We start from the raw sequence: 12,500 nt of genomic DNA on the forward strand, positions 1-12,500 counted from the left end.
CGGAACATGCTGACGTATTTGGGCCAGGTCGGGCTTTGGCTGTCTGTTGAGGAGCTCAAGACAGAGAATCTGAACGAGGAACGGATGGCAGCTTGCCTGTCCGCGAGGCGAATGAGCGGCGGGAGAAGGTGCCCGGTCCTCGCGCGATGGTGCCGCTGTTGAGCTATCTGCGCCAGAGGGGCCTCGTCCCGGAAACCGTGCCGGTAGCAACGCCATCGGGTTCGTTGCTGGTTCGATATCGATCGTGGTTGGTCCAGGAGCGGGGCCTGGCCGCAACCACGGTACTGCGTTATGTGAACACGGCACGGCGCTTCTTTCAGGAGCAGTGCTCATCTGACGGCGTTTTCGCGCCAGAGGCTTTGACCGGAGCGGATGTCAATGCGTTCCTGCTGCGGGAATGCGCCCGGGTCTCGGCGGGGGCTGCGAAAGGCCGGGTGGCCGAGCTGCGCTCGATCCTGCGTTTTCTCCACCTGCAAGACATCACGGAATTGAGCCTGGGGACGTCAGTGCCCGCGGTGGGTGGATGGCGTTTGGCTACCCTGCCGCCACCGGCGATGTCCACAGCGGATGTGCAGCTGTTACTCGACAGTGTCGATCGCAGCACCGTGGTGGGTCTCCGGGACTTCGCGATGATGATGCTCGTCTCGCGACTGGGATTGCGGTCTATCGAGGTCGCTCGTCTGGAACTGCGCGACGTGGATTGGCGGGCCGGTGAACTCGTGATCCGTGGCAAGGCGCGCCGGCAAGACCGGTTGCCGTTGCCGGCCGAGGTCGGCGAAGCATTGGTGGCTTATCTGTCGTATGGTCGGAACCCTGCAGATGCCATTCAGGTGTTCCTGACCTGCCGGGCTCCCCGCGGGCCCATCCGTGCCGACCTGGTCGGTGATGTTGTCGAGCGGGCATGCAAACGCGCCGGCCTACCCACTGTCGGACCGCACCGGCTCAGGCATGCCCTGGCTGGTGAACTGCTCCGCAAGGGTGCCGGCTTGATGGCGATCAGCCAGGTCCTTCGCCACCAGGATCTGGCCACCACCGCTCTCTACGCCAAGGTTGATCTGGGCGCGCTGCGCCAGGTTGCCCAGCCCTGGCCGGGGACAGTGCGATGAGCGCATTGGGACAGGATCTCACGGACTACCTGCAACTGCGTCGATCGCTGGGACATGAGCTGGCAGAGGCCCGGTGGCTGCTCCCGGGATTCGTTGTCTATCTGGATGCCCTCGGAGCGTCCACGGTGACGACCGAAGCGGCACTGGCATGGGCGCAGCAATCGTCCGCGGGAAAAGTAACAAGCGTGGGTTCGCGGCGGTTGATGGCAGCCCGTGGATTTGCCCGCTACTTGGCCGGCATCTACCCCGACACGGAGATTCCGCCGTTCGGTCTGATGCCGTACGGGCGGCGATGGCGCCGACCATTCATCTACTCCACAGCTGATATCGAGGCGCTGATGGGCCAGGCCCGTCTCTCGATCACTCCGCCGCTGCGGGCCGCGACCTACGAAACCCTGATCGGGCTGCTCGCGGCGAGCGGTCTGCGGATAGGCGAGGCCATCAAGCTGGACCGCAGCGATGTGGACTGGTCCGAGGGCGTGCTGCTGATCCGCGAGTCCAAGTTCGGCAAATCCCGTCTAGTTCCGCTTCACGGCACGACCATGCAGGCGCTGGCCCGGCACGCTGAACTCCGCGACGAGCTCGAATCGCGACCGAAGGAGCCAAGCTTCTTCGTGTCCAGGACGCACAAACGTCTCTGCTACGCCGTCGTCTATCAGACGTTCCGGCAACTGGTCGATGCCGCAGGTATCGCGAACGGGGCACCTTCGGCACCAAGGCTTCATGACCTGCGTCATTCTTTCGCTGTCCGCACCCTGCTCAGTTGGTATCGGGCCGGCGAGGACGTGCAGGCGAAGCTTCCATCGCTGTCGACCTACCTCGGCCACCGCGAGCCGGCATCCACCTACTGGTATCTCTCGGCAGCACCGGAATTGCTGGCCTTGGCCGCGGCCCGGCAAGGCATGGACTGGGAGGCGGTGCGCTCATGACGCTGATCGCACCGACACTGCAGATGTTCTTCAGCGACCGGCTCGCCCAACAGCGCCAGGTCAGCCCACGCACCATCGCAGCTTACCGGGACGCTTTGAAGCTGCTCCTGGAGTTCATCCACGAACAGACCTCCAAGCTGCCTTCCCAGCTCGACTGGGACGATCTGGATGCCACGATGATCTCAGCATTCCTCAATCATCTGGAGGTCGAGCGGCACAACAGCATCAGGACTCGTAACGTGCGCCTCACGGCAATCCGGTCGTTGTTCTCCTACGCGGCATTGCGTCATCCCGAGCATGCGTTGTTAATCCAGCGCGTGCTGGCTATCCCGCCGAAGCGTTTCGACAAACGCATCGTCACGTTCCTGACCGCACCAGAGATCGACGCCCTCCTCGCGGCCCCGGACCAGTCCAGATGGGAAGGGCGGCGCGACAAGACCTTGATGCTGCTGGCCATCCAGACAGGCCTGCGGGTTTCGGAACTCACGGGGCTGAACTGCCGCGATATCACGTTGGGTGCCGGCGCGAACGTCCGATGCGAAGGTAAAGGGCGCAAGCAACGCGCCGTTCCTCTCACCGGGCCCGTCGAGGCGTTGCTAAAGTTCTGGCTGGCTGAACGAGCCGGACTCCCGAACGACCCATTGTTCCCGACCCGCACCGGACGGCGCCTCAGCCGCGATGCTGTCGAGCTGCGGGTCAGCACTCACGCGAGGACCGCGGCGCAGCGCTGTCCCTCCCTGTCCGGCAAACGGATCCACCCCCACGTTTTCCGTCACAGCTGCGCCATGTCACTACTCCAAGCCGGCGTCGACACGTCAGTGATCGCACTCTGGCTCGGCCACGCCGGCGTCCGGTCCACCGACGCCTACGTCCACGCCGACATCACCATCAAGGAGAAAGCCCTCGCCCTCACTACACCAACATCGGCGCGACCTGGCCGATACCACCCGAGCGACAAGGTCCTCGCGTTCCTCGAGAGCCTGTAACTATGCCGAGCCGCAACCGAGCGAAACTCCACACGCCCGCCCGGGTCGGCGGCAACCTCGGCATAGTCGCGGGCTCGGCATAGATCAACCAAAAACTGGTCACCGAGGGCTACGCCCACGAATACACCTACACCGTTCCCTACAAATACCGGGACGCCTTCCGCGACGCCGAAAACACGGCCCGCACCGCCCAGCGAGGACTCTGGAACCCCGCCACCTGCGCAGGCAACACGAATTGACATCAGGCCACGAGGGAAGCCGTCACGTCGACTACCTGCTGCTTCCTCAAATGGCCCGGTGATACTTACCGATTCACTGACGCCGGGCGACGAAATCGTCATGTAGCCATCCACTCGGCCGGCAATGAAAGGGCGTGCAACGAAAGTCCAGAGCCGCGGAGCCTGCGCTCCCCCACATCAGGTCCCACGACCGACCACTCACTGAAGATCCGACCGAGGAACTCGCCCCCGGGCAGGGGAACCAACCACAAAAAAGTTCCAGAAAATCTTGGTCAGGGTCATGCAGGAGTCCCAAGAAAGCGCCCATGAACATGTAGAGCACGCAAACACTCAGCCAGCAGCGCACAACCCCGCTCCCCCCGCGACCGTGGTCATGTCGCTCCGGCTGCACCAGACCATGAACAAATGAGAAGCCAAAACTTCCCCCAGCCAAGAGAAGGGAAGCGCCGGCCACGCCAACGGCCAACCACAACTGAACATTCCCGCGACTGACACACCGTCAGCAACACGCTGGCAAGGGTGTGGACAGTGTCCACAAGGCTAGAGGCCCAAAAACCGCCCCCAGCCTAAGGGAAAACGTGTGCCCAAGGTGGGACTCGAACCTGAATTTCGCCCTTGGAAACAAAGGGAACTCCGGAAAACATACGCAATCCGGCCCAGTCCGGCAGATATACGACCCAGTCCGACGCCAAATCTGTTGACAGTGTCAACACACCCGTTCCGACAGATTACGAACAACTCCGAACAGCTGCCGCGCTCCCCACCCCGGGGGCGCGGCAGCTCTATCGTGCCCAATTCCCCTCAGGGCTGCCAGGCACAAGGTGCTGGACCGGGGCGCAGCCTAGGGACAGCCGCACTGGAGATCGGCCCGATAGGGCGATTTGCACCATGTGATCCAATTGCCTGCCTATCCCCGCGACCAGCCAAATGGCGTGACACACCGGATTCCGGTGCCTGTTGAGGATCTTCCTCCCTGAAGGCTCATGAGCCTTTTCGAATTCCGGATACCGGTGCTCGCGGACCCTAAACAGCGCCCATCGAGCGGGGGACTAAGCACTTCCCACGACAGGAATGGGGTTATGCGTGGCTGGGGGAGGCTCCTGTCGCGGCCCTTTGCCTGGCATTCTTCAGGACGAGGCGAAGGCGCTCCAGTCCCGCCTCGGATCCCGGGACACCCTCTACGAGCCCGGGACGGTGGATGAGCCTGCCGAGCATGTTGGCGATCCTGTCGCAGTCCAGCGATACGAGCTCCTGGCCCCTGAAGTCCGAGGCCCGGCTGATAGCGGCGAGGCTGAGGAAATCGGTCATGTGCCGTTCGCGGTCGGGGTCCTCAATAATCTCGAGCGCGGCGGCCTTGCCGACTATGCCGCCCAGAAGGGTAGTCCTGTTGACCATTCCCCGAGGCTGTGCCGGCGACGACGTCGACGGTCTCGGCTCTGTCGATGGCCTGCTGGGATCCGGGGGCGGCGATCGGTCGTGCCGCCGTGAACGCCCAGAAAGCGCGGGATGAGGACGTCGATCTTGGCTTTGCCGCGGACCCATCGGTGCTGGTGGCCTTCCATCGACTCCCCCGCCGGCTCGAAGCCCAGGGTGCCGAGCGTGCCGGTAAACTCGTAGAGCATCCCGGGGTAGGACCTGATGTCCAGGGCCGCATCCGCGTCGTCGGTTGCCCGGTTGGCTGTGCCAGAGCGCTCGATACAGTGCAGGTAAACGGCTTGTCCGCCGACGAGCACCCACCCCGCGGGTTGGGCGGAGTGGATTTCGAACAGCGCTTCCCAGGCCTGTTGCTGGGGCTCGGGCATTTCAGGGAGTTGAATCGGCAATTGCCCTCCTGGCTAGACTCCGGGCGGCGGCCAGTTCGCGGACGCCGGCACGTTCCGCGAGGTCTGCGGCCAGGGCAAGCCTGGGGACTTCGCTAAAGTCCAGGCCGATGTCCCGGTCATAGATATGCAGCACGACGTTTGCGGGACTGTCCGGTTGCGGTTCGACGAGCAGGAAGTCGTTCATCACGGCGGCAGCCGCGGAATCGCTGACATACGCCTCAGCCTCGTTACCTGCGAGCAGCCCCGAGTCGGGGTGGGATACCCCGGAGAGCATGATACGGCGGTCGTTGCGAAAGTCGGCCAGGTCGGCCGGGTTGATATGCATCTCGACCCGTCGGGCCCGCCGTCGCAGCCAAGCCTTCAGCAGAGGTACAGGGTCCTCCGAGAGGAACAACCGGCCTAGTCTGTCTTTCAGCCGATGCCTCTCGACAGGCTCAGCCTGCATGGACCTGTCCGAAAGGGAGTCAATAAGCAGCCAGCTCGCGCGCTCGGACAACGGTTTGATCGGCAGGGCCTTTACCCGGAAGGCGGCGTCACCGGCCTCGACCAGCCAGCGTCCACCGACCTTCTGCCCGCGGATCCCACCATCCTCAATCATCGCCCGGACTCTCCGTTCGGAGACGCCGAGCCTGCCAGCGGCATCCTTCACACTTATAAGCATTTCATTAGTGTACCGATGTCGGAATACTAATGTAACCCCGATTAGGTTAAGACTGATCAACCCCAACAGCCTGCTTCCCGATGGAAACAAGCAGCCATCCAAGCCTCTCTAGCGACGACACTGTTGTTTCGTTTATTGCGATTGTGAGATACGTTGTAGATACACAGCCGACAACGGGGAGATGAGACAGAACAATGCCCACTCACACGCCAACCCCGGCCTACCCCCACGGAAACGATTCCGAACTGGCCCGGGAAGCGCTCAAGACGCTCCGCCGCGCGGTTGAGGCACACACCGACCCCCAGCAACCGGTGGAAATGAAGGTTACCGACGGAGGCCAGCTCGAGATGCCCCGCGCAGCCGCAGACCTGATGATGAGAATCCTTGGGAAGATGGCGGCCGGCCAGGGGGTCACGGTAGTTCCCATGAGCGCGGAACTGACCACCCAGCAGGCAGCCGACATCTTGAACGTATCGCGCCCCCATTTGGTGGGACTTCTCGAATCCCAGCAGATCAAATACCGGAAGGTGGGAGCGCACAGGCGAGTCCTCGCCGAATCCCTCTACGACTACAAACGCCGGACCTCAGTCGCCCAGAAGGATGCGGCGGACGAACTCTCAGCACTGGGACAGGACATGGGGCTTATCTAGAGTGGTTTTCACCGTCATTTACGATGCCAACGTCCTGTACCCAAGCATGCTCCGGGATCTCCTGATACGAGTCGCGCAAGCCGGACTGGTCCGAGCGCGCTGGACCGAGGCCATACTCGATGAGACCTTCCGAAACCTGAAGGAAAACCGGCCAGACCTGGACCCGTCCAAACTAGACCGAACGCGGGAACTGATGTGCGCGGCCGTACCCGACTGCATCGTCAGTGACTACCAGCCACTTGAGCAGGTGTTCACAGACCTCCCAGACCCAGGGGACGCCCACGTCATGGCCGCCGCCCTGAAAGTTCAAGCCCAGGTGATCGTCACAAACAACCTCAAACACTTCCCGCCGGAGATGCTCACCCCCTGGGGCCTGGAGGCCAAACATCCCGATGACTTCCTCATGGATCAGTTCCACCTGGATGCGGTGGAACTGCACGTCGCGGTACGAAACATGTCCGAGGCCTACAGAAACCCGCCACTTGACGTAGACGACGTACTGGACCGGCTCGATGCAGAGGGAATGCCTCAAATCGCCGCCGCTCTACGCAGATAAACGGAGAACATTTCGGGAAGCTCGTCTCGGAATGTTCGACGCACTCGCCGAATCGAACGCGAACTCATCTCGGAACGCACCATCGCTGGCGTCCGCCTGCCTTCTCAGGCGTTCGACGGCGACCGTGTCGTCCCAGTTGTCGATGGCCTCGCAACGGATCCTTTCGGCAACAGTCGCGCGAAGTCTGCTGTGGCTTGGGCGGTTCCGGCACGGGATGGGATCCGGCGTGCCTCGGCGAGGTATTCGGCGGCGCGGACCATCATTTTGGTGGGCCCCATGCCAGGTTCTTCTCGATCCCGACCACGGACAGCCCCGCCCTGGCCAGCTGCGCCGCAGCGGCCTGCCCGCCGGGTCCCATTCCGATGACAAGGACGTCTGCGGGCTCTTCCAATTCTCAGCACTTCCCTCGCGCGCTCTCCGATTGGTCGCTGGCTCAATCCAGGATTTGGGACAACAGGCCCCTGGCCGTGACCCCGGTCTCGGGTTCGGATTTGCCCGCCTCGACGACGCGCACGCCCTTCCAGAAGGCGATGCGGTCTTTGATGTGGCGGGCGGCCGCGCTGGGGTGCGGGTAGAACCAGGCCGCGTCGCGGTTGGTCCTGCCGTCCACCTCGAGGGTGTAGTAGCTCGCGGTGCCCTTCCAGTAGCACACTGTCGTCTGGTCGCTTGGGCGGAAGTACTCGGGGTTGATCGACTCCGGCGGGAAGTACTGGTTCCCTTCGACCTGGACAGTCCGGTCGGATTCGGCCAGAACGGCCCCGTTCCAGATCGCCTGATAGGTCTTGCGTGGCGCGGACATCATCTCGCCTGCCTTTCCTCGTCCCCTCTACAACTAAAGTAGCCCCACGGTTGATGCCCGTCTGTGATCTGCATTGCAGAGCCCAGGGCTGGTGCGTGATGGTCTGGCAACGAGCCCGTGCCAGCCTTACGGCCGGCATGGCCCGGCCGGGGTGTCGGCACGGATCTGGCCACGGCCGTTGCGCCAGCGAGGCGGCCGTGGGGTGGGAGGTGTCGCATTCGGGGAGCGTCCGGGTCGTCACCGGGGACTGGGCTATAGCCGCGGAGCCGGCGGGATCCTGCGCACTGAAATGGGCGCGCCTTGTCCGGTTGTGTGCGCTGGTTCACAGAACGCCGGGGCGGGCGGGCGTAGCGTCAAGGCTGTCAGAAGATCCACCAAGAGAAAGGGCAGTCGCCATGTCAGCTTCAGCATCCGCCCCGCACGCGGGCACAGTCTCTTCGCCCTGGGCACGGCGGGCACTAGCCGGGGTGCTCGGGGGTCTGGCCGGAGGCATTGTTTTCGGCATTCTCATGGCCATGATGGGCATGTTCACCATGATCGCCGGACTGGTGGGCTCGAACTCGCCGTGGATCGGAGTCGGGGTCCACCTGGTCATCTCCGTCGCCTACGGCCTGGTCCTGACCCTGTTCTTCTCCCGCTTCCTGCACTCCTACGGCCGCGGCAGCATCCCCGGACTGGTCTACGGAGTGATCCTGTGGGTGATAGGGCCGCTGCTGGTGATGCCGTTGATGCTGGGCATGCCGGTGTTCGGGTTCAACGTCACCGTCATGATGTCCCTGGTGGGGCACCTGCTCTACGGGCTCGTCGTCGCCCTGGTCGCCGTCTGGACGTTTCGGAGGGCACACGCTTGAACGACGAATTCCGCGACAAGCTGGCCTCCGGGGCCGCCAAGGCCAAACCCTGGTCCCCTGAAGCGCGCGAGACCGACCCGCTGGATGCCTTCCTGGCCGAAGGCGGGGCATTCGCGTGCCTGAACGAGGTTGACCTGTTCGCCGACCTCACCGCGGCGGAGCTTCGCGAGATGGACCTCATGGCCCCGGCGAAGCTCGTCCGCCGCGGCGAGCTGCTCTACAGCCAGGCCCAGCCCGTCAAGGCCCTGTTCATCCTCAAGACCGGGCGGGTACGGGTCTTCCGGGTCGCCGAGGACGGCAAGGCCCTGACCTTGGCGATCCTGGATCCCGGGGCAGTGTTCGGCGAGATGGTCCTGGTCGGCCAGCGCATGTACGACAGCTACGCCGAGGCCATCGAGGACTCCATGGTCTGCCAGCTCGGTGTTGTCGATGTCGAGCATTTCCTGCTCTCCGACCCGCGCATCGCGATCCGGATCTCCCGGCTGCTGGGCGAGCGGGTCGCCGAACTCGAGGGCCGACTGTCGGACCTCGCGTTGCGGTCCCTGCCCGCCCGGGTCGCCTCCACCCTGCTAAGCCTGGCCCAGGGGCCCTCCCCTGCCCGGTTCGGGCGCGCCCCGACGATACGGCTCACCCATGAACAGGTCGCCGGGCTCCTGGGCGCCACCCGCGAGGCCACCAGCAAAATTCTCTCCGAGTTCGCCAACCGCGGGCTCATCCGCCAGGGCAGGGGCCGGATCACCCTCACCAACCCTGTCAAGCTCCGGGCCATAGCCCGGGGCACCCAGTGAGAGGGAAACTGGCCATGCATCAACGGATCAGGACATCCCGGCGAGGGCGGAAGAAAGCTCGGCCAGCGACGCTACCGCCACCTCGGGGCGGGCAAGGCAGGACGGGTACGATGCCCCGGCCCTGTTGACCCAGGCGGTGCGCAGGCCAGCCCGGGCAGCACCCTGGATGTCCCAAGGGCTGTGCCCGCAACGAGCAGCATGTCTCTTCCTCCCGGACCCCGCACCTCTGCGCAGCGTACCGGTACGAAGAGGGATGAGGCCTGCACGCCGGGGCGTCCTCAACGGACAGGAGCTCGTCCAGTATTCCGTCTTGTGATCCGGGTTCCTTGACCTTCCCCCAAAGGTGAAGGTGCACACTGATCCTGTCAGCACCGGGCACCGGAACCGGCAGCGGCCGGCACCCTACTTCAACTTCCTGTGGAGGTCCGTTCATGAATCATCCAGCACGCCCAGGATCGGCCCCCAGCATGCGTGCCCACGGAGGCCGTACCGACTGCGATCTGGCGGTCATCGGCTCCGGCGGGGCGGCGTTCGCCGCCGCGATCCGGGCCGTGAACCTTGGCAAGAGCGTGGTGATGGTCGAGCGCTCCACCGTGGGCGGGACCTGCGTGAACACCGGTTGCGTGCCGTCCAAGGCGCTTTTGGCCGCTGCCGAGGCCCGCCACGTCGCCCTGGACGCCTCGGGCAGGTTCCCCGGGATCTCGACCTCCGCCGAGCCGGTGGACATGGGGGCGCTCATTGATGGCAAGCGCGCCCTCGTCGAGGGCATGCGTGCCGAGAAGTACGTGGACCTGATCGCGGACTACGGCTGGGAATTGCACCTGGGCAGCGCGGCGTTCGCCGGGACCCCGGCGGACCCGGTCCTGCAGGTCACCGGCCCCGGCGGGGAACTCGGGACACTCAGCGCTGCGCATTACCTTATCGCGACCGGGTCGGCCCCGTGGGTTCCGCCCGTGCCGGGTTTGGAGGAGACGGGCTACCTGACCTCCGCCACGGCGATGGAACTCGAAGAGGTTCCCGAGTCCCTTCTGGTTGTCGGCGGCGGTTTCGTGGCGCTGGAGCAGGCCCAGCTCTTCGCCCGTCTCGGTGCGAAGGTCACGATGCTGGTCCGTTCCCGGCTGGTCTCGGCCGAGGAGCCCGAGGCCTCCCTGGCCCTGGCAAGCGTGTTCGCGGACGAGGGCATCCCCGTCGTCCGCCGCGCCGTCCTCTCCTCGGTCCGCCGCGACTTGGAGACCGGGCTCGTGATAGCCACCGCCGACGTCGCCGGAGCCGAGCAGGTCTTCCGTGCCACGCATCTGCTCGTCGCCACCGGGCGGCGTGCCGTCACCGATAGCCTGAACCTCGACACCGTCGGGGTCAGGACCGGGGACCGGGGCGAAGTCCTCGTCAGCAATACCCTGGCCACTTCCAACCCCCATGTCTGGGCCGCCGGGGACGTGACCGGGCACCACGAATTCGTCTATGTGGCCTCCTCCCACGGGGCACTCGTCGTGGAGAACGCCTTCAACGGCGCCGGGCGCGAAGTCGACTACCGGCACCTTCCCCGGGTCGTGTTCACCACCCCGGCCCTGGCCGCGGTCGGGCTGACCGACCGGGAAGCCAACGGCAAGGGCGTCCGCTGCCAATGCAGGGTCCTTCCCCTCGAATACGTACCCCGGGCACTGGTGAACCGGGACACCCGCGGCTTCATCAAGATCGTCGCCGACGAGGACACCGGGCGCATCCTCGGCATCACCGCCGTCGCCAAGGACGCCGGCGACCTCGCCGCAGCCGGTGTATACATCCTCGAAGCCGGCCTGACCGTGGAGCAGGTCGCCAACACCTGGAGCCCCTACCTGACCATGGCAGAGGGCATCAGGATCGCCGCCCAGTCCTACACCACCGACGTCACCAGGCTCTCCTGCTGCGCCATCTGAACCCCCAAGCTGCACCTGAGGACGTACAGGTGGACGTGGCGCGCCAGCATTGTCCGCCTAGAGGGTGTCCGAGTCCTTCGCTTCGGCCTCTGCGATGGCCCAGGCAGCGTTGACCAGGCCGATGTGGCTGAAGGCCTGGGGGAAGTTGCCGAGCAGTTCGTCACTGTCGGGGGCGACTTCCTCAGCCAGCAGGCCAAGGTCGCTCGCGTACGCGGCGGCGCGGGCGAAGACTTCCCGTGCCTGCCCGGGCTGTCCGGCCAGGGCGAGGGCGTGGGCGAGCCAGAAGGTGCACAGCAGGAACGTGCCTTCCTGACCGGGAAGCCCGTCCGCGGCCCGGTACCGGTAGACCAGCCCCCGCCGGTCGGTCAGGTCCCGTTGCACAGCCTCGATGGTGGCGAGCATGCGGGGATCCTCACCGGGCAGAAACCCGGTCATGGAAAGCATCAGGGACGAAGCGTCAAGGTCTTCCGCGCCGAACGCCTGCGTGTAGGCGCCCACCTGCTCGTTCCACCCCTTCTCACGGATCGCGGCAGCGATCAGTGCCCGGGTCTGCTTCCAATCCTCCACCCTGTCCTCGGCCTGGAGGATGCCGGCCAGGGCGATGGCCCGGTCCAGGGCAACCCAGCACATGAGCTTTGAGTGAAGGAAATGCCGGGGCTCCCCGCGGATTTCCCAGATGCCCTGATCGGCGTCCTGCCAGCGGGCTGCGGCCGCATCGGCGACGTCGGCCAGGAAGCGGCGTGTTTCCGGTTCCAGGTCCGCGAGGGTCTCCGGCAGGCGGGCCGCTGCCCCAAGGAGCTCGCCGTACACGTCGATCTGGCGCTGCCGCCAGGCGGCGTTGCCGACCCGGACCGGGGCGCTGCCCGCCCATCCCGGAAGGTGGCCCAGTTCGCGTTCGGACAGGTCGCGCTGCCCACCGATGCCGTACACGATCTGCAAGTCGCCGGTGCGGAGCTGGCTGGCGCCGGCTTCGGCCATAAAGCTGAAAAATCTGCCCGCCTCGTCGGGACAGGCGGCAACCCACAGCGCCTGCAGCGTCATGCTGGCATCCCGGATCCAGGTATAGCGATAGTCCCAGTTCCGGCTCCCCCCGACCTCTTCGGGTAGTGAGGTGGTCGCGGCAGCGACAATCGCACCTGTGGGGGCGAAGGTGAGAGCCTGCAGGACACGGCCGCTGGCGGCGACGAGGTCGGAGA

At 65.1% G+C, this 12,500-nt stretch carries 15 protein-coding genes; 9 read left to right on the plus strand and 6 right to left on the minus strand.

Annotation, left to right across the window (positions count from 1 at the left end):
- Positions 1-92: 92 nt before the first annotated feature.
- From LD110_RS18775 to LD110_RS24115, 4 genes are all read left to right on the plus strand, one after another.
- Complete coding sequence (locus LD110_RS18775; RefSeq protein WP_225501019.1) at positions 93-1,106, plus strand: tyrosine-type recombinase/integrase; 1,014 nt, start codon at positions 93-95, stop codon at positions 1,104-1,106.
- Complete coding sequence (locus tag LD110_RS18780; protein WP_225501022.1) at positions 1,103-2,035, plus strand: tyrosine-type recombinase/integrase; 933 nt, start codon at positions 1,103-1,105, stop codon at positions 2,033-2,035. Before LD110_RS18775 ends, LD110_RS18780 begins: the two co-directional genes overlap by 4 nt.
- The gene (locus LD110_RS18785; RefSeq protein ID WP_225501024.1) at positions 2,032-3,021 is read left to right on the plus strand and encodes a tyrosine-type recombinase/integrase; all 990 of its coding nucleotides are present in this window, start codon (positions 2,032-2,034) and stop codon (positions 3,019-3,021) included. Before LD110_RS18780 ends, LD110_RS18785 begins: the two co-directional genes overlap by 4 nt.
- A 95-nt stretch (positions 3,022-3,116) precedes the next feature.
- Positions 3,117-3,260, plus strand: a complete 144-nt coding sequence (locus LD110_RS24115; protein WP_225501058.1) for a thermonuclease family protein — start codon at positions 3,117-3,119, stop codon at positions 3,258-3,260.
- A gap of 1,077 nt (positions 3,261-4,337) precedes the next feature.
- On the opposite strand, the gene LD110_RS18795 is transcribed toward LD110_RS24115, so the two are convergent.
- From LD110_RS18795 to LD110_RS18805, 3 genes are read right to left on the minus strand one after another with little or no spacing between them, the layout of a single operon-like run.
- A complete protein-coding gene (locus LD110_RS18795; RefSeq protein WP_225501026.1) occupies positions 4,338-4,655 on the minus strand; it encodes a hypothetical protein in 318 nt (105 codons plus the stop codon).
- The gene (locus tag LD110_RS18800; RefSeq protein WP_225501028.1) at positions 4,622-5,062 is read right to left on the minus strand and encodes a hypothetical protein; all 441 of its coding nucleotides are present in this window, start codon (positions 5,060-5,062) and stop codon (positions 4,622-4,624) included. Before LD110_RS18800 ends, LD110_RS18795 begins: the two co-directional genes overlap by 34 nt.
- Before the next feature lies 1 nt (position 5,063).
- The gene (locus LD110_RS18805) at positions 5,064-5,744 is read right to left on the minus strand and encodes a helix-turn-helix domain-containing protein (RefSeq protein WP_225501030.1); all 681 of its coding nucleotides are present in this window, start codon (positions 5,742-5,744) and stop codon (positions 5,064-5,066) included.
- 194 nt (positions 5,745-5,938) lie between these two features.
- On the opposite strand from LD110_RS18805, the gene LD110_RS18810 reads away from it, so the two are divergent.
- Both LD110_RS18810 and LD110_RS18815 read left to right on the plus strand, forming a co-directional pair.
- Entirely contained in the window at positions 5,939-6,394 is a 456-nt protein-coding gene (locus tag LD110_RS18810) for a helix-turn-helix domain-containing protein (protein WP_225501032.1), read from the plus strand.
- Between the two features lies 1 nt (position 6,395).
- On the plus strand, positions 6,396-6,950 hold the full coding sequence (locus LD110_RS18815; protein ID WP_225501034.1) for a PIN domain-containing protein: 555 nt from the start codon (positions 6,396-6,398) through the stop codon (positions 6,948-6,950).
- 259 nt (positions 6,951-7,209) lie between these two features.
- Here the strand turns inward: LD110_RS18815 and LD110_RS18820 are convergent, their stop codons facing one another.
- A complete protein-coding gene (locus tag LD110_RS18820; protein WP_225501036.1) occupies positions 7,210-7,341 on the minus strand; it encodes an FAD-dependent oxidoreductase in 132 nt (43 codons plus the stop codon).
- 42 nt (positions 7,342-7,383) lie between these two features.
- On the minus strand, positions 7,384-7,752 hold the full coding sequence (locus LD110_RS18825; RefSeq protein ID WP_225501038.1) for a DUF427 domain-containing protein: 369 nt from the start codon (positions 7,750-7,752) through the stop codon (positions 7,384-7,386).
- 392 nt (positions 7,753-8,144) lie between these two features.
- On the opposite strand from LD110_RS18825, the gene LD110_RS18830 reads away from it, so the two are divergent.
- The 3 genes from LD110_RS18830 to merA all read left to right on the plus strand — a co-directional run bounded on the left by LD110_RS18830 (position 8,145) and on the right by merA (position 11,304).
- Entirely contained in the window at positions 8,145-8,600 is a 456-nt protein-coding gene (locus LD110_RS18830) for a hypothetical protein (protein WP_225501040.1), read from the plus strand.
- On the plus strand, positions 8,597-9,388 hold the full coding sequence (locus LD110_RS18835; protein ID WP_225501042.1) for a Crp/Fnr family transcriptional regulator: 792 nt from the start codon (positions 8,597-8,599) through the stop codon (positions 9,386-9,388). Before LD110_RS18830 ends, LD110_RS18835 begins: the two co-directional genes overlap by 4 nt.
- Before the next feature lie 467 nt (positions 9,389-9,855).
- Entirely contained in the window at positions 9,856-11,304 is a 1,449-nt protein-coding gene (merA, locus tag LD110_RS18840; RefSeq protein ID WP_225501044.1) for a mercury(II) reductase, read from the plus strand.
- A 57-nt stretch (positions 11,305-11,361) separates the two neighbouring features.
- Here merA and LD110_RS18845 read toward each other — a convergent pair.
- Positions 11,362-12,500 (minus strand): glycoside hydrolase family 15 protein (locus LD110_RS18845; protein ID WP_225501046.1); only part of this gene is annotated, 1,139 nt, incomplete at its 5' end.

It is taken from the genome of Arthrobacter sp. M4 (assembly GCF_020251205.1).
GTDB lineage: Bacteria > Actinomycetota > Actinomycetes > Actinomycetales > Micrococcaceae > Arthrobacter.